Here is a 16,915-nt window from a genome sequence, read left to right as displayed (position 1 = left end):
TGGTCGTCGGGTGAACCGACTCGCCAACGCCACCAGTCCATACCTTCTCCAGCACGCCGACAACCCGGTCGACTGGTGGCCGTGGTGCGACGAGGCGTTCGCCGAAGCGAAACGGCGCGACGTCCCGGTGCTCATCTCGGTGGGCTACGCCGCCTGCCACTGGTGCCACGTGATGGCGCACGAGTCGTTCGAGAACGAGCAGGTCGGCGCCCTGATGAACGACGACTTCGTGTCGATCAAGGTGGACCGCGAGGAGCGCCCGGACGTCGACGCGGTCTACATGACCGCCACCCAGGCGATGACCGGTCAGGGCGGCTGGCCGATGACCGTCTTCGCCGCCCCCGACGGCACCCCGTTCTTCTGCGGCACCTACTTCCCGCGCGCCAACTTCGTCCGGCTGCTCCAGTCGGTCGCCACCGCCTGGCGCGACCAGCGTGCGGAGGTGCTGCGCCAGGGTGCCGCAGTGGTCGAGGCGATCGGCGGCGCGCAGGCCGTGGGTGGCCCCACCGCGCCGCTGGACGCCCCGCTGCTCGACGCCGCGGCCGCCAACCTGGCCGGTGAGTACGACGGGACGAACGGCGGTTTCGGGGGCGCCCCGAAGTTTCCGCCGCACATGAACCTGCTCTTCCTGCTGCGCCACCACCAGCGCACCGGCGACCCGCGCAGCCTGGAGATCGCCCGGCACACCGGTGAGGCGATGGCGCGGGGCGGCATCTACGACCAGCTCGCCGGCGGCTTCGCCCGGTACTCGGTGGACGCGCACTGGACGGTGCCGCACTTCGAGAAGATGCTCTACGACAACGCGCTGCTGCTGCGGGTCTACACGCAGCTCTGGCGGCTGACCGGCGATCCGCTGGCCCGCCGGATCGCCCGGGACACCGCCCGGTTCCTCGCCGACGAGCTGCACCGGCCGGGGGAGGGGTTCGCGTCCGCGCTGGACGCCGACACGGAGGGCGTCGAGGGGCTCACCTACGCCTGGACGCCCGCCCAGCTCGTCGAGGTGCTCGGCGAGGAGGACGGCCGTTGGGCCGCCGACCTGTTCGCCGTGACCGAGGAGGGAACCTTCGAGCACGGCATGAGCGTGCTGCGGCTCGCCCGGGACGCCGACGATGCCGCGCCCGAGGTCCGCGCCCGCTGGCAGCAGGTGGTGGGACAGCTGCTCGCTGCCCGGGACGTGCGTCCCCAGCCGGCCCGTGACGACAAGGTGGTGGCCGCGTGGAACGGCCTGGCGATCACCGCGATCGCCGAGTTCCAGCAGGTCGCCGCCCTGTACGCGTCGCCGCAGGACAAGGACGCCAACCTGATGGACGGCGTGACCATCGTCGCCGACGGCGCGATGCGCGACGCCGCCGAGCACCTGGCGACCGTGCACCTGGTGGACGGCCGGCTGCGCCGGGTCTCCCGCGACGGCAAGGTCGGCGAGCCGGTTGGGGTGCTGGAGGACTACGGCTGCGTGGCCGAGGCGTTCTGCGCGCTGCACCAGCTCACCGGCGAGGGCCGCTGGCTCACCCTGGCCGGCGGGCTGCTGGACACCGCGCTGGAGCACTTCGCCGCGTCCGGTGGCGCCTACTACGACACCGCTGACGACGCGGAGCAGCTGGTCACCCGCCCGGCCGACCCGACCGACAACGCCACCCCGTCGGGCCGGTCGGCGCTGGTGGCCGGGCTGGTGGCGTACGCCGCGCTGACCGGCGAGACGCGGTACCGGGAGGCCGCCGAGGCGGCGCTGGCCACCGTGGCCCCGATCGTCGGGCGGCACGCCCGGTTCACCGGGTACGCGGCCACGGTCGGTGAGGCGCTGCTGTCCGGGCCGTACGAGATCGCCGTGGTGACCGACGACCCGGCCGGCGATCCGCTGGTGGCCGCCGCACGCCGGCACGCCCCGCCCGGGGCGGTGGTGGTCGCCGGGGCCCCGGACCAGCCGGGGGTGCCGCTGCTCGCCGACCGGCCGCTGGTCGACGGGCGGTCCGCGGCGTACGTCTGCCGGGGTTTCGTCTGCCAACGGCCGGTCACCTCCGTCGAGGAGCTGGTCGCCCAGCTCGCCTGAGCGCAACGGCCGACGTAGCGCCCGGTAGTTGCCCGCGACCCGGGCCCGGTGGTGGTCGGCGCCTCGCGAAAGCGTGGGCGCCGGCCCTCCGGGTGGGCCCGCCGACGGCCCGGATAGGCTGGCCGCGCTATGGATTCCCGTACCGGACTGCCTGTTGTCGGCATGGTGGGTGGCGGCCAGTTGGCCCGGATGACCCACCAGGCCGCGATCGCCCTCGGCCAGTCACTGCGTGTGCTCGCTACCGCCCCGGAGGACGGTGCGGCGCTTGTCGCCGCCGACGTCCAGTACGGCGATCACACCGACCTGGCCGCCCTGCGCACCTTCGCCAAGGGCTGCGACGTGGTCACTTTCGACCACGAGCACGTGCCCACCGGGCACATCCGCACTCTGGCGGCGGAAGGGGCGACCCTGTACCCGCCGGCGGACGCGTTGCTGCACGCCCAGGACAAGCAGGTCATGCGGGAACGCCTCACCGAGCTGGGTGCGCCCAACCCGGCGTGGCGGCCGGTCGGTCAACCCGCGGACCTGGTCGGCTTCGGTGAGCAGGTCGGCTGGCCGGTGGTGCTCAAGGCAGCCCGGGGCGGCTATGACGGCCGGGGCGTCTGGATGGTCGACGACGCCGCGCAGGCCACCGAGCTGGCAGAGATGCTGCTCGCCGGCGGCACCCCGCTGATCGTCGAGGAACGGGTGCCGCTGCGCCGGGAGTTGGCCGTGCAGGTGGCCCGGTCGCCGTTCGGCCAGGTGGCCGCGTACCCGGTGGTCGAAACGGTCCAGCGGGATGGCATCAACGTGGAGGTGCTGGCCCCGGCGCCCGGCCTGGACGAAGAGCTTGCCGTCGCCGCCCAGCAGCTCGCCATCGACCTGGCCACCGCGCTCGGCGTGGTCGGCCTGCTCGCCGTCGAACTCTTCGAGGTGCGTGACGAGGCCGGACGGCCGGCGATCGTGGTCAACGAGCTGGCGATGCGGCCGCACAACTCGGGGCACTGGACCATCGAGGGCGCCCGGACCTCCCAGTTCGAGCAGCACCTGCGGGCGGTGCTGGACTACCCGATGGGCGACACCGCGCTGACCGCGCCGGTGGTGGTGATGGCGAACGTGCTCGGCGGCGAGCCGGGCGGAATGTCGATCGACGAGCGGCTGCACCACCTCTTCGCCGCCGAGCCGGGCGCGAAGGTGCACCTCTACGGCAAGCAGGTCCGGCCCGGCCGCAAGGTGGGGCACGTCACCGTGCTCGGTGACGACCTGGACGACGTACGGGCGCGGGCCGCGCGGGCCGCGCGTTGGCTGCGCGAGGGGCACGAGTGAGCCACATGAACGATGAGGGGGTCGGTGTGAGCACGGTCGGGCTGATCATGGGCAGTGACTCGGACTGGCCGACCATGCGGGCTGCGGCCGAGGTGCTGGACGAATTCGGTGTGTCGTACGAGGTCCGAGTGATCTCGGCGCACCGGACCCCGGTCGCGATGATCGAGTACGGCCAGGACGCCGCCGACCGGGGCCTCAAGGTGATCATCGCGGGTGCGGGCGGAGCAGCCGCCCTGCCGGGCATGGTGGCCTCGGTGACGCCGCTGCCGGTGATCGGCGTGCCGGTGCCGTTGAAGCACCTCGACGGCATGGATTCGCTGCTGTCCATCGTGCAGATGCCGGCGGGCATCCCGGTCGCCACCGTGTCGATCGGCAACGCGCGCAACGCCGGCCTGCTGGCCGTACGAATCCTCGGTGCCAGCGACGAGCCCCTGCGCGCCCGAATGACGACCTACCAGCAGAACCTGGACCAGCTCATCAAAACCAAGGACGCAGCCCTCCAAGAAACCCTGTAACCGCCCCCACCCCCCGGCGATCTTGCACTTTCGGTCACCGATAGGTGCAGATGTGCCCCTTTAGTCCGGGCAGGAAGTGCAAGATCGCGGGGGAGGGGACGGGCGGACCCGGCACGCTCACCGTGCCCACTCACTCACGCCGCTTGTTCCTCAGATTCATCTCATGGAGCGCAGGGCGGTCTGTAGGCGTTCCTGGGCGCGGCGGCGGCGTTCGTTGCTGGCGCCGAGGACGAGCAGCAGGAAGCCCACGGGGATCAGCGCCAGCCACGGGCCGAAGCTGAACAGCGCGTGGATCGCGGTGATCGCGGTGACCGACGCGCCGACGATCACCGGTGCCTGCTGCTGGCTGGACGATCCGAAGATCAGCACCGCCACCGCGCCGAGTAGCAGCAGCATCTGCCGCAGCGTGCTGGTGTCGGTGGCCAGCACGATCGCCAGTGTCGGCACGAACGCGGCGACCAGCGCCGGCCCGTACGCCACCCAACTGCTCATGTCCGGTCGGTGGCGCAACTCCAGCACCCCGACCAGCAGGGCCAGAACGGCGAAGGGCAGCGTGTACGCCTCGGGCAGCGCCACGTCGGCGACGCGCATCAGGATCCACCAGGCGGTGATCTCGCAGAACACCACCGCCCAGAAGAGGATGCGGCGCTCCACCGGCCGGCGACCGGGCCGGGTGGCCGCCACGCCGAGGACCGCGCCCCATGCGGCCAGCAGGGCGGCGATGTGGCGGGGCGAGTCGAAGGCGAGGGCCAGCGCGATCAGTGCCGCCGCGTACCCGCTCCACTCCACCGTGGACGCTTCGCGCTGAGCCTCGGGGCGGCGCAGCCGGGGCAGGGTCGCGGCGAGCACCTGGAGGACCGCGCCGACGGCGAGGACGCCGAAGGCGGACCAGACCGGGGCCAGCCCGGCGACCAGGCCGGCGGTGAGTACGAAGAGCTGCGCCATCAGCGATGCGAAGAGCCAGCCGAGGATGCGCGCCCGCTGTGTGATGCCGAACAGCGCCGCCACCGCGCCCACACCGACGGCGCTGCCGAGGGTGAACAGGGTCAGCTGCCGATCGGCCAGGCTGCCGGCGAGCCCGGCGCTGCCGCCGGCCAGCCCGATGACGAACACCAGCACCCGGGCCAGCCGCAGCGAACGGGCCGGCTCGACGAGCGCGGGCGGTGGGGTCAGCGCGAGGCCGAGCATCGCGATGGTGAAGACGGCGAGCGCGGCGACGGTGCTCGCGGGCCAGCCCCGGCCCAGCGCGATGGGTGCGATCAGCAGTGTGACGGCCGCGCCGGGCAGCACCACCGGCACGGCACGGGACCGCCGCCCGCCGCTGAACCCCGTGGCGGCCAGCGCGGCGGTCGCGGTGAGCAGCAGCGCGGTAAGCACGTGGGTCGGGTTGACCACGTCCGACGGCGGGGTGAGCAGCTCTGGGGGCGGGCCCTGCCAGATCCGGGTCAACGTGCGGTGCGGCTCGACGAGGGCGGTGTACAGGGCGGGCCCGATCGACACGAGTGCCAGGACGGTCGGCAGGGCGGCTGCGGCGAGGGCGCCGGCGGACGGGCTGACCCGCCACTGCCGCCGTTCCGGGTCGTCCGGCAACCGTCGCAGCGCACCGTCGAGGAGCACGGCCCACCGCCGGACCGGCTGGGCCGAGTCGGTGGGCGGCGCGGTCGCCGCCCGGACCAGTTCGGCGAGGACGCCGAGCAGGGCGGCGGCGGCCGCGTAGACCCCGGCGGGGAGGCCGGTGGGGATGGCGGCGAGGGCGCTGATGGTGGCACCACCGACCACTGCCACGCTGACCCAGGGCAAATACTGCGGCACGTGCCGGCGAACGGCGGCCACGGCCGCGAGACCGAGGCTGGACGCGGCCAGCGCGGCGGTCAGCACCACCTGCGCCGAGTGCTGGAACTCGACGGCCAGCGCCGCCACCGCGCCGGGCAGGGCCAGCAGCGCGGCCCCGGCGGCCGCACCGCCGATCTGGGCCAGGTGCGGTGGCATCCCCTCGGTCTCCAGGTCGGTCACCTGCGGCCCGGCCAGTACGCGGGCCACCGCGGCCACGACCACGCCGATCAGCGCGATGCTGCCCAGCGCCAACGCGGTGGTCCACGGGCGGACCAGGCCGGCGCCGGCCGCGTGCAGCGCGACCACCCCGGCGACGGTGGCCCGGGACAGCCCGGCGCGGGCCTCCTCGGTGGCCACCGAGGCCATCCCGAACACGGTGGCGACCATGCCGCCGATCAGCACCGGCGACCACCAGGGCAGGTCGAACGCGGCCGGGGCACCGATCGTGGCGAGCACGACGGCCGCGCCGGACACGTCCCACCGCCAGGGTGGCGGCAGCAGGATGCCGGCGGCGACGGCCAGCAACAGCAGCGCGATCGGGGCCTGCCAGGTCGACCCGCCGGTCGGCGCGGCCGGCCAACCGCTCAGGTCGCCGTCCCAGATCGGGCCGGGCGTGGCCAGCACGCCCACCCCGCCGCGCAGCGCCGACCAACCGGCGAGCACACCGATGAGTACGCCGCCGACGGTGATGCCGAGGATCGGCCCGCGCCGCCACTCCTCGGGCATGGCACGGGCACCCACGGCGACCACCAGCACGAGGCCGGCGGCCACCGCCAGTTGCCCGCCGGGGGCGAGGACCGCGCCGATGCGGACCATCGTGGCGATCAGCGCGGTGGTGACCGCCGCGGCGGCCAGGTCGGAGCCGTCCAGGGTGAGGTCGGAGCGGCGGCCGGCGTCGATCGAGGGCGCCAGGTAGAGCAGCACCGCGGCGACCAACAGGAGCGCGCCGACCCAGGCGTCGGCGACGGTCGCCCCCGGGGCGCCGAAGGCGGCGGCGGTGACCACCAGCGCGCCCAGCCCGGTGCCGACCGACAGGGGCGCCGGGATGCGCCGCTGGGAGACCTGCACCATGGCGGCGTACCCGAGGGTCACGCAGACCGCCAGGAAGCTCGCCGCCAGCACCGGGACGGTCACCTCGCGGAGGCTGGCCGAGTTGGGCGTCGGGTCGACGGATGCGGTGGCGGCCACGAACGCGGCCACCGCGCCGGGCAGCGCGAACGCGGCGCCACCGGCGGCCCAGTCGGTGACCGTGTCGGCGGCGGCGGACGCGATCCGGACGCGGGGGGCCAGCGCGACCAGCGCGGTCGCCGCGAAGATGGTGAGCAGGACGGCAGCCGTGAGCGCTGGTCTGGACAGGCCCGCCCCGACGCCGAACAGGCCCACCACGGCGGCGCCGACGGCGTGTGCCAACGCGGCCCGGGAGGTCCGCGCGGAGAGGCCGATCACCCCGATGCCGATCGCGGTGAGCACCATCGGCCAGGGTGCCGCCGCCCAGCCGAGGCCGAACGAGGCCGGTACGGCGAGCGCGGTCAGCGCGGCTCCCGCGACGGCGAACTCACGGCGGATGTCCGGTGGCAGTGCCAGCACCGCGGCGATGGTGAGCAGGAACGCGGCGGCGGCGAGTTGCCAGGTGTTCGCGCCGACGGCGGCGGCCAGCTCGGCCGCGTACCCGTCGAGGTCGGCGCCCCACGCGGGCAGCGCCGCCCGGACCGGGGCGACGCCGGCGCGCAGCGCGCCCCCGGCGACCACTATCCCGCTGACGGTCAGCGCGACCGCCGACGCGACCTGCGGGCCACGCCGGGCGGCCTCGGGGACCGCGCGTACCGCCAGCCCGGTCACCGTGATGACCGCGGCGATCAGCAGCAACGACTGGCCGGGCAGGGCCACGGAGGCGATCCGGCCGAGGGCGCCGATCACGGCCAGGGTGAGGATGCCGGCCCCGACGTCGGGCAGCGGTGGGCGGCGCAGCACCAGCGCGCCGGCCAACCCGACCGCCGCGGCCAGCACCAGCACCAGCCCCGCGCTGGTCGCCGTCGGCACGGTCTGCGCCCGGAGCAAGGCCGTGACCGCGTACGCCAGGGCGACGGCGACCGCCACCGCGTGCAGCGACCAGGTCAGCTCGCGCACCCCGGGCACCGGACGGGCCGGCGAGGGTTGGGCGGTACCCACGCCGGCGTCGATCAGTTCGCCGGCCTCCTCCGGGTCGCCCTCCGGCCGGCCCTCCGCGTCGCGTTGGCGGGGCGGGGCCGGGGTGCTCGGCTCCGGCAGGTCCTGCCGGACGGGCCGCTCCACCATCAGCCCGGAGCGGGCCAGCCAGAGGTCGAGGAGGGCGACCAGGGTCAGCACCAGGGCCCAGCCACCCGGCCCCGTGATCCAGTCGTACGCGAGCAGCGGCAGCACCGGCTGTGCGGCGAGCACGGTGGCGAAGCGGGGTGCGCGCAGACCGGTCCACGCGGCGTACCCGACCGAAACGGCGGCGGTGCCGGTGAAGATCAGACCGGCGAAGATCGCGCCGGAGGTGCCGCCGTCGCCGATCCGGTCCACCGCCCAGAGGGCGTACCCGGCCAGTGGCACGAGCAGCAGACCCACCGCGGCGATCGTCTCCGCGGTCGAGGTGAGCCCACGCCGGGCCAGCGCCGGTGGGGCGAGCAGCATCAGCACGGTGGCGAGCAGCAGGACACCGAGGCGGGCCAGCGCGTCCATCGAGCTGGTCGCCACTGCGGCGAAGACCACGGCGGCCACGCCGAGCAGCAATGCACCCAGACCGAGGGGGATGTTCTGCACCTCCCGGGAGGACGCCTCCGGGGGGTGCTCCGGGTCGTCTGCGTCCAGCCAGGTCGGCGGGGGAGGCGGCGGTGGCGGGTCCTCCGGTGCGGCCGGGGTGCCCTGGCGGGGGACCCGCGGCGGGGCGCCGGTGGTGGCCGTCGGCGGGCGGCGACCGGGGCGGCGGCGCAGCACCCGGCGAGGGCGCGTGGCCTGCTTGAGTCGTTCCTCCCCGGCGTGGGCGAGGATGTCCCGCTGGAAGAGGGCGGCTTGCATCTTGGCGGCGATCTGCCGCTGCTCGCGGGCGATGGCGGCGTCGCGCGCCTTCATCTCCGCGATCGAGCGCTCGATGTTGGCCAGGTGCTCGGACCACTGTGGCTGGTCGGCACCGCAGTGCGGGCAGCGGACGGCCGGCTTGATCTCCCGGCCGCACGAGGAGCATTGAAAGGTCGCCACGACACCCCTCCACCCGCACTGTGGACTCCCACTGTCGCAGCATGCCCAAAGCTGGCGCGGATTTCGACTCTTGTCGGCGGGTCCGGGGCAAACAACGTCATCGGCCGGCCGCCGGAGGGGTGCTCCGCGACCGGCCGATGGGTGGGGACCGTCAGGGGCGGCCCATGCCCCGGTACTCCCAGCCGGCCTGGGCCCACAGCGCCGAGTCGAGGCAGTTGCGCCCGTCGACGACCTTGCGGCCGGCGACCAGTTCGCCCAGGGCGACCGGGTCGGCGTTGCGGAAGTCCGCCCACTCGGTGAGGACGCAGACCAGGTCAGCGCCGGTGACCGCCTCGTTGATGCCGGTCTCGTAGGTCAGCTCCGGAACCGCGCGGCGGGCGTTCTCGGTGCCCTGCGGGTCGTACACGTGCACGTCGGCGCCGGCCTTCTGCAGCAGCGCGGCGACGGCGAGCGCCGGGGCGTCGCGGACGTCGTCGGTGTTGGGCTTGAAGGTGGCGCCCAGCACGGCGATGCGGGTGCCGGAGAAATCCGGACCGGCCGGGCCGGAGCGGCGACCGAGCAGGTCCGCCGCGAGCTGGAGCACGCGGGTACGGCGGCGCAGGTTGATCAGGTCGACCTCGTGCAGGAAGCGCAGCGCCTCGCCGGCACCCAACTCCTGCGCGCGGGCCTGGAAGGCGCGGATGTCCTTGGGCAGGCACGCGCCGCCGAAGCCGAGGCCCGACTGGAGGAACCGGTTGCCGATCCGAGGGTCGTACCCGATTGCCCGGGCCAGCTGGGTGACGTCCCCGCCGGAGGCCTCGCAGACCTCGGCCATCGCGTTGATGAAGGAGATCTTCGTGGCGAGGAAGGCGTTCGCGGCGACCTTGACCAGCTCGGCGGTGGCGAAGTCGGTGACCACCAGGGGCACCTCGCGGTCCTCGGTGGCGGCCAGGTCGAAGACGCCCTTGTGCGCGGCGTAGAGCATGCCGTTGGCCCACTCGCTCTTGACGCCGACCACGATCCGGTTGGGGCGCAGCACGTCGTCGACGGCGAAGCCCTCCTGGAGGAACTCGGGGCTCCACGCCACCTCGACGCCCAGGTTGTCGGGGGTGTGCTTGCCGACGAGCTGCTCCACCCACTCGGCGGTGCCCACCGGCACGGTGGACTTGCCGACGATCAGCGCCTTGCGGGTCAGGTGCTGCGCCAGGCTGGTCACCGACGCCTCGACGTACGACAGGTCGGCGCCCATCCCGTCGGCCCGCTGGGGGGTGCCGACGCAGATGAAGTGCACGTCGCCGAACTCGGCGGTCTCGGCGATGTCGGTGCTGAACCGCAGCCGGCCGGCGGCCAGGTTGCGCTTGAGCAGCTCGTCCAGGCCGGGCTCGTGGATCGGCACCGCACCGGCGTTGAGTTTGGCGATCTTGTCCGCGTCGACGTCGTACCCGAGCACCTCGTACCCGAGCTCCGCGTAGCAGATGGCGTAGGTCGCACCGAGGTAGCCGGTCCCCAGGAAGGTCACCCGCGGCCGAGGCGCGCCCGACGGCGGTGTCACCGCGGCGATGGCGGGGCTCGGCTGGATGGTGGGGTAGGGGATCGTCACGCCTGTCTTCTCCACTCGCGCTGGCGGCGCGTCGTCGCGTCGCGTTCTGCTACGGCGCCTGGCGGGCACCGGAGGGGTGGCTCAACTGTTTGTATTCCATCATCGTCCGGCGGCGTGGGTGCTCCGTCATGCCCGTACCTACGCGCCGGTAACATCACCTGAACTGCAGTCGCTATCCTTCAGTCTGCGCGGTCGGCGGTCAGGGGAAGTCACAGACTGCGCATGATAGCGGTGAAAGGGAGGGTCGACATGGCCGCAGGGGAGTCCTTCGACGCCTACCGGTTGCCCGACGAGCACGAGGCGATCCGGGAAGCCGTACGCGACGTCTGTGCCGCCAAGGTGGCCCCGAACGCCGCGGAGGCGGACGAGACCGGGGAGTTTCCCAAGGCGTCCTACGACGCCCTGCGGGCCGCCGACTTCCACGCGCCGCACATCCCCGAGGAGTACGGCGGGGCGGGCGCGGATGCCCTGGCCACGGCGATCGTGATCGAGGAGGTGGCACGCGCCTGCGCGTCGTCCTCGCTCATCCCGGCGGTCAACAAACTCGGCACGATGCCGCTGCTGCTGTCGGGTTCCGAGGAGATCAAGCGCCGCTACCTGACCCCGGTCGCCGCCGGCGAGGCGATGTTCTCGTACTGCCTCTCCGAGCCCGAGGCGGGCAGCGACGCCGCGTCGATGACCACCCGCGCGGTGCGTGACGGGGATCACTGGGTGCTCAACGGCGTGAAGCGCTGGATCACCAACGCCGGGGTGTCCGAGTTCTACACCGTCTTCGCCGTCACCGACCCGGCTGCACGCTCCCGGGGCATCTCGGCCTTCGTGGTCGAGAAGTCCGACCCCGGGGTGAGCTTCGGCGCGCCGGAGAAGAAGCTCGGCATCAAGGGCTCGCCCACCCGCGAGGTCTACCTGGACAACGTGCGGATCCCCGCCGACCGGATGATCGGCGCCGAGGGCACCGGCTTCGCGACCGCCATGAAGACCCTGGACCACACCCGGGTCACCATCGCCGCGCAGGCCGTCGGGATCGCGCAGGGCGCGCTCGACTACGCCAAGGGGTACGTGGCCGAGCGCCGGCAGTTCGGCAAGGCGGTCGCCGAGTTCCAGGGCATCCAGTTCATGCTCGCCGACATGGGCATGAAGCTGGAGGCGGCCCGGCAGCTCACGTACGCCGCCGCCGGCAGGTCCGAGCGGGGCGACGCCGACCTGACCTACTTCGGCGCGGCGGCCAAGTGCTTCGCCTCGGACGCGGCCATGGAGATCACCACCGACGCGGTGCAGTTGCTCGGTGGCTACGGCTACACCCGCGACTACCCGGTGGAGCGGATGATGCGGGACGCCAAGATCACGCAGATCTACGAGGGCACCAACCAGGTGCAGCGCATCGTCATGGCGCGTCAGCTGCTGGCCGACACGGTCTGACCGTCACCTGATCGAACCCGGCTGCCCCATCGCCACCCGGCGGTGGGGCAGCCGGCGTCTGCGCGTGAGTCCGCGCACAGTCGCGATGGCGGACGGGCCTGCGACGTTGCTGGATAGGCAGACTCACAGGACAACCACCCGCCACCACCGCCCTGCCTCGTCCCCTCGCAGCCCACCGTCGGGCATGCACCACGACGTACGAACACCCGCAGAGAGATCGAGATGATGAAGCAGTTGGTGGAGAAGACCGCCGCCGAGCAAGAAGTCCTGCCGGGTGACCTGATGACCAATCGCCAGCGGGCGCAGCTCGTCCTGGTGCTCGGCGCGTTGGTCGCGATCGGCCCGCTGACCATCGACATGTACCTGCCGGCGTTGCCCGCCATCACGTCCGGCCTGGAGACCACCGAGACCGCTGTCCAGTTGACGCTGACCGGCACGCTGGTCGGCCTCGCGCTGGGCCAGTTGCTGCTCGGGCCGCTCTCCGACGTGATCGGCCGGCGCAAGCCCCTGCTGGCCGGGTTGGTCCTGCACATCGTGGCCTCCGTGCTGTGCGTCTTCGCACCCGACATCGCCGTGCTCGGCGTGCTGCGCGTCCTGCAGGGGCTCGGCGTCGCCGCCTCCGCCGTGGTCGCCACGGCCATCGTGCGCGACCTGTTCAGCGGCTCCTCCTTCGCCCGGATCTTCTCCCGGCTGATGCTGGTGATGGGGATCGCGCCGATCCTCGCGCCGACGCTGGGCAGCGCCATGCTGGGCTGGACCGACTGGCGGGGCGTCTTCGCGGCGTTGGCGGTGCTCGGCGTGCTGCTGATCATCGTCGCCGCGCTGCGGCTGCCGGAGACCCTTCCCACCGCTCGTCGCCGCCGCGGCGGGGTGGGAGCGACCCTGCGCGACTACCGGCGGCTGCTCAACGATCGGGCCTTCGTCGGTCTGGTGCTGGTCGCGGGGCTGGCGATGGCCGCCCTGTTCGCGTACGTCTCGGGGTCGTCCTTCGTGTTGCAGGAGCAGTACGGCCTCGACGAGCAGGAGTTCGGCATCGCCTTCGGTGCGGGTGCGGTCGGCCTGATCGCGGCCACCCAGTTCAACGTGCGGTTGCTGCGCTGGTTCACGCCGCAGCAGATCCTGGCCAGCGCCCTGATCGCCGGAACTGCATTCGGCATGCTGCTGATCGTGGTCGCCGCGACCGGCTTCGGTGGCCTGGGTGCCCTGCTCGCGATCCTGTGGCTGGTGCTGGCCGCGACGGGCCTGGCCATGCCGAACGCCCCCGCGCTGGCGATGAGCCGGCACAGCGAGGCCGCCGGAACGGCTGCGGCGTTGCTCGGTGCCGTGCAGTTCGGCATCGGCGCGTTCTCGGCGCCCCTGGCGGGTCTGTTCGGCACCGGAGCCGTACCGATGGCGGTCGTCATCGCGGGTGGCATGGCCGCGGCGCTGGCGGTCATGCTCCTGGTCGTGCCCCGCGCCGCCCTCAACGAGACGGTCGACCCGGACCTGGCCGTCGGCCTGCACTAGCGCGGACGGCGGGTTGGTCGGGCGGGCCGGGTGACCGGCCCGCCCGATGATCAGCGGATCTCGGTGGTGTCCTCGGGGCGCGGCTGGCCGCGCGGCGGGGCGGACCACGGTGACTCGCCGCCCACCCGACGGGGCAGTGGTTCGGTCGGTGTCGGATCGGCCGGGTAACCCAGGGTCAGCGGGGCGGTGTCGCGCTCCGCGGACTCGGGCGCCGGCCAGTCGGTCAGGGTGAAGTCGTCGTTGCGCGGGCCGTCCGCCGGTGCCGTCACCGTGGCCGGTGCGGTCGCCGCCTGCGGCCAGGGCCGCCAGCGCTGCCCGCTGAACGTCGCCATCAGCAGCAGCAGGCCGATCAGGAAGAGCGTGCCGTTCTCCACCGGCAGTTGCAGCGGCAGTGGGTCACCGAAGACCTTCCACCCCTGCGGGATGGCGTCGCGCACCTCGAACGGCGCCACGAACATCCCGACGTACGGGGTGGCCAGCAGCAGCCCGGCGACCAGCGGGCCGGCCGGCGAGAAGCGCAGTGTGCCGAGCAGGCCCAGCAGGACCCCGCCGACACCGAGGTACACGGCCGGCTCGATCAGGTTGGCCGTGTTGAATGTGCCGATCTCCACCCAGCGGTCGACCGTCCGGCTCGACCCGTCCTGCCCCAGTGTGACGAGCACCCAGGTGATGGGTGCCACCACCAGCCCGGCGAGGAAGCTCCAGAGATGTCGCATCCGCGCACCGTACCGTTTCCGGCATGACCGAGCACCTCTCCGACGCTCCGACGGGCAAGCCGACCTCGTACTCGCGGGTCACCCTGAGCAAGATCATGACTGCCGTCGACGTGAACCTCCATGGCACCGTGCACGGCGGGGTTCTGATGAAGTTCGTCGATGACGTGGCGGGCGCCGCTGCTGCCCGGCACAGCGGCGGCACAGCGGTGACCGCGGCGATCGACGAGATCGTCTTCTCCGAGCCCGTCCGGGTCGGCGACCTGGTGCACGCGCACGCCCAGGTCAACTGGACCGGCCAGACCTCGATGGAGGTGGGCGTCCGGGTCGTCGCCGAGCGCTGGGACTCCGCCGAGGACGCGCCGGTCCGGGTGGCCACCGCGTACCTGGTCTTCGTCGGCGTGGACGTCGGCGGCGCGCCGCGCACGGTCCGCCCGGTGCTGCCGGAGACACCCGAGGACGAGCGTCGCTACAAGGAGGCCGAGATCCGTCGCGCGCACCGCCTCGCCCGCCGCCGTGCCATCCAGGCCCACCGCGCCAGCTGACCCACATGGGCGGCTGGGCTGGAGTGTGGGCCGGGCACGCGTCGGTGACCGTACCCGCTGCGAAGAATGACGCTTCGAGGTAGGGCAAGATGGCGCCACGGCCCAAACACATTGGCGTGCCGGGCCAGGGGGAGGGTTGAGCAGTGGGTGACGTGCTGTGGACGCCGCCGGCGGACGTACTCGATCGGTCCCGCATCGGCGGCTACCTGCGCTGGCTGCGGGAGCACCGTGGGTTGGACTTCGCCGACTACGACGCGCTGTGGCGCTGGTCGGTCACCGACCTGGACGGGTTCTGGCGCTCGATCTGGGACCACTTCGAGGTCGTGGCGCACACCCCGCCGACCGCCACCCTGGCCGAGCGGGGCATGCCCGGAGCCCGCTGGTTCCCCGGGGCAACGCTCAACTACGCCGAGAACGTGCTGCGGATGCCGGGGCGCGCCGACGACGACCCGGTGGTGATCGCGCACGGGCAGACCCGCGCGCCGGTCACCCTGACCGCCGGGGAACTGCGCGAGCAGGTCCGCCGGGTGTCGGCCGGGCTGCGCCGGCTCGGCGTCACCGCCGGTGACCGAGTGGCGGCGTACGCCCCGAACATTCCCGAGACGTACGTCCTGCTGCTCGCCACCGCCAGCCTCGGCGCGATCTTCTCGTCCTGCGCACCCGAGTTCGGCAGCCGCAGTGTCACCGACCGGTGGCAGCAGACCGAGCCGACCGTGCTGGTCGCCGTGGACGGCTACCGGTACGGCGACAAACCGGTGGACCGGCGCGCCGAGGTCGCCGCCATCCGCGCCGCACTGCCGTCGGTGCGCCACACCGTGAGCATTGGATACCTGGACCCGGCCGGCGTACCGCCGGAGGGCGCGCTGAGCTGGGCCGACCTGGCCGCGCCCACCGACGAGCCGTTGACGTTCACGCCGGTGCCGTTCGACCACCCGCTGTACGTGCTCTACTCCTCGGGCACCACCGGGCTGCCGAAGCCGATCGTGCACGGCCACGGCGGCATCCTGCTGGAGCACCTGAAGATGCTGGCCCTGCACCACGACCTGGGCCCGGCCGACCGGTTCTTCTGGTTCACCACCACTGGCTGGATGATGTGGAACTTCCTGGTCTCCGGCCCGGCGGTGGGCGCGACCATCGTGCTCTTCGACGGCAATCCGGGCCACCCCGACCTCGGTGGGCTGTGGCGGCTGGCGGCCGAGACCGGCACCACGTACTTCGGCACCTCCGCGCCGTTCCTGCTGGCCTGCCGCAAGGCCGGCCTGGTGCCCCGGGACTTCGCCGACCTGTCCGCGCTGCGCGGCGTCGGCTCCACCGGTGCGCCGCTGCCCGTCGAGGGCTTCCGATGGGTGTACGAGACCGTCGGCGACCAGGTCCAACTCCAGTCGCTCTCCGGCGGCACCGACGTGTGCACCGGCTTCGTCGGCGGGGTACCGCTGCTGCCGGTGTACGCCGGTGAGATCGCCTGCCGGGCGCTCGGCGCCAAGGTGGAGGCCCGCTCCGCCGACGGCACCCCGGTGATCGGTGAGCTGGGCGAGTTGGTCATCACCGAGCCGATGCCGAGCATGCCGGTGGGCTTCTGGAACGACCCGGACGGCACCCGCTACTCCGAGGCGTACTTCGACGTCTACCCGGGCGTCTGGCGGCACGGCGACTGGATCACCATCAACGAGCGGGGCGGTTGCGTGATCACCGGCCGCTCCGACGCCACCCTCAACCGGGGCGGGGTGCGGCTGGGCACCGCCGAGTTCTACTCGGTGGTCGAAGGGCTCGACGAGGTGGTCGACTCGGTCGTCGTGCACCTGGAGGACGACGAGGGTGGCGCCGGCGAGCTGCTGCTCTTCGTGGTGCTGGCCGAGGGCCTGCAGTTGGACGACGCGCTGCGCGCAAAGATCAGCCGCGAGCTGCGTACCGCCCTCTCGCCCCGGCACGTGCCCGACGAGATCCACCAGGTACGCGCAGTGCCCCGCACCCTGTCGGCGAAGAAGCTGGAAGTCCCGGTCAAGAAAATCCTCACCGGTGTCCCGGTCGACCGCGCCGCGGCCAAGGGTGCGCTGGCGAACCCCGAGTCCCTGAACGCCTTCGCAACCTTCGCCCAGTCCCGCACCCAAGCCTAAAACCGCCCGGCCCTGCCGGCCCTACCCGGCCCTGCCGGCCCTACCCGGCCCTGCCGGCCCTACCCGGCCCTGCCGGCCCTACCCGGCCCTGCCGGCCCTACCCGGCCCTGCCGGCCCTAC

General features: G+C 73.2%; 10 protein-coding genes. 7 read left to right on the top strand and 3 right to left on the bottom strand.

The annotated features are described in order from the left end of the window. Positions 1-10 precede the first annotated feature (10 nt). From ABZ808_RS20870 to purE, 3 genes are all read left to right on the top strand, one after another. A complete protein-coding gene (locus ABZ808_RS20870; RefSeq protein ID WP_357008893.1) occupies positions 11-2,047 on the top strand; it encodes a thioredoxin domain-containing protein in 2,037 nt (678 codons plus the stop codon). A 129-nt stretch (positions 2,048-2,176) separates the two neighbouring features. Further along, positions 2,177-3,352: a 5-(carboxyamino)imidazole ribonucleotide synthase gene (locus tag ABZ808_RS20865; RefSeq protein ID WP_357008890.1), complete on the top strand. Its 1,176-nt coding sequence runs from the start codon at positions 2,177-2,179 to the stop codon at positions 3,350-3,352. Between the two features lie 26 nt (positions 3,353-3,378). Further along, complete coding sequence (gene purE / locus ABZ808_RS20860; protein ID WP_357009548.1) at positions 3,379-3,867, top strand: 5-(carboxyamino)imidazole ribonucleotide mutase; 489 nt, start codon at positions 3,379-3,381, stop codon at positions 3,865-3,867. A gap of 156 nt (positions 3,868-4,023) precedes the next feature. Here the strand turns inward: purE and ABZ808_RS20855 are convergent, their stop codons facing one another. Together ABZ808_RS20855 and ABZ808_RS20850 are read right to left on the bottom strand one after the other, a co-directional pair. Further along, entirely contained in the window at positions 4,024-8,919 is a 4,896-nt protein-coding gene (locus ABZ808_RS20855; RefSeq protein ID WP_357008888.1) for a permease, read from the bottom strand. 151 nt (positions 8,920-9,070) lie between these two features. Next, complete coding sequence (locus tag ABZ808_RS20850) at positions 9,071-10,498, bottom strand: UDP-glucose/GDP-mannose dehydrogenase family protein (RefSeq protein WP_357008886.1); 1,428 nt, start codon at positions 10,496-10,498, stop codon at positions 9,071-9,073. A gap of 249 nt (positions 10,499-10,747) precedes the next feature. Between ABZ808_RS20850 and ABZ808_RS20845 the strand changes: the two genes are divergently transcribed. Together ABZ808_RS20845 and ABZ808_RS20840 are read left to right on the top strand one after the other, a co-directional pair. Beyond that, positions 10,748-11,917, top strand: a complete 1,170-nt coding sequence (locus tag ABZ808_RS20845) for an acyl-CoA dehydrogenase family protein (protein ID WP_357008884.1) — start codon at positions 10,748-10,750, stop codon at positions 11,915-11,917. A gap of 222 nt (positions 11,918-12,139) precedes the next feature. Then, complete coding sequence (locus tag ABZ808_RS20840) at positions 12,140-13,423, top strand: multidrug effflux MFS transporter (protein ID WP_357008882.1); 1,284 nt, start codon at positions 12,140-12,142, stop codon at positions 13,421-13,423. A 50-nt stretch (positions 13,424-13,473) separates the two neighbouring features. Here the strand turns inward: ABZ808_RS20840 and ABZ808_RS20835 are convergent, their stop codons facing one another. After that, entirely contained in the window at positions 13,474-14,139 is a 666-nt protein-coding gene (locus ABZ808_RS20835) for a hypothetical protein (RefSeq protein WP_357008880.1), read from the bottom strand. A 23-nt stretch (positions 14,140-14,162) separates the two neighbouring features. Between ABZ808_RS20835 and ABZ808_RS20830 the strand changes: the two genes are divergently transcribed. Then, a complete protein-coding gene (locus ABZ808_RS20830) occupies positions 14,163-14,681 on the top strand; it encodes a hotdog domain-containing protein (protein WP_357008877.1) in 519 nt (172 codons plus the stop codon). A gap of 143 nt (positions 14,682-14,824) precedes the next feature. Then, positions 14,825-16,795, top strand: a complete 1,971-nt coding sequence (locus ABZ808_RS20825; protein ID WP_357008875.1) for an acetoacetate--CoA ligase — start codon at positions 14,825-14,827, stop codon at positions 16,793-16,795. Positions 16,796-16,915 lie beyond the last annotated feature (120 nt).

It is taken from the genome of Micromonospora sp. NPDC047527 (assembly GCF_040643015.1).
Lineage (GTDB): Bacteria > Actinomycetota > Actinomycetes > Mycobacteriales > Micromonosporaceae > Micromonospora.
Note: the sequence above shows the minus strand (reverse complement) of the source record. Positions and strands in the feature narration are given on the sequence as shown.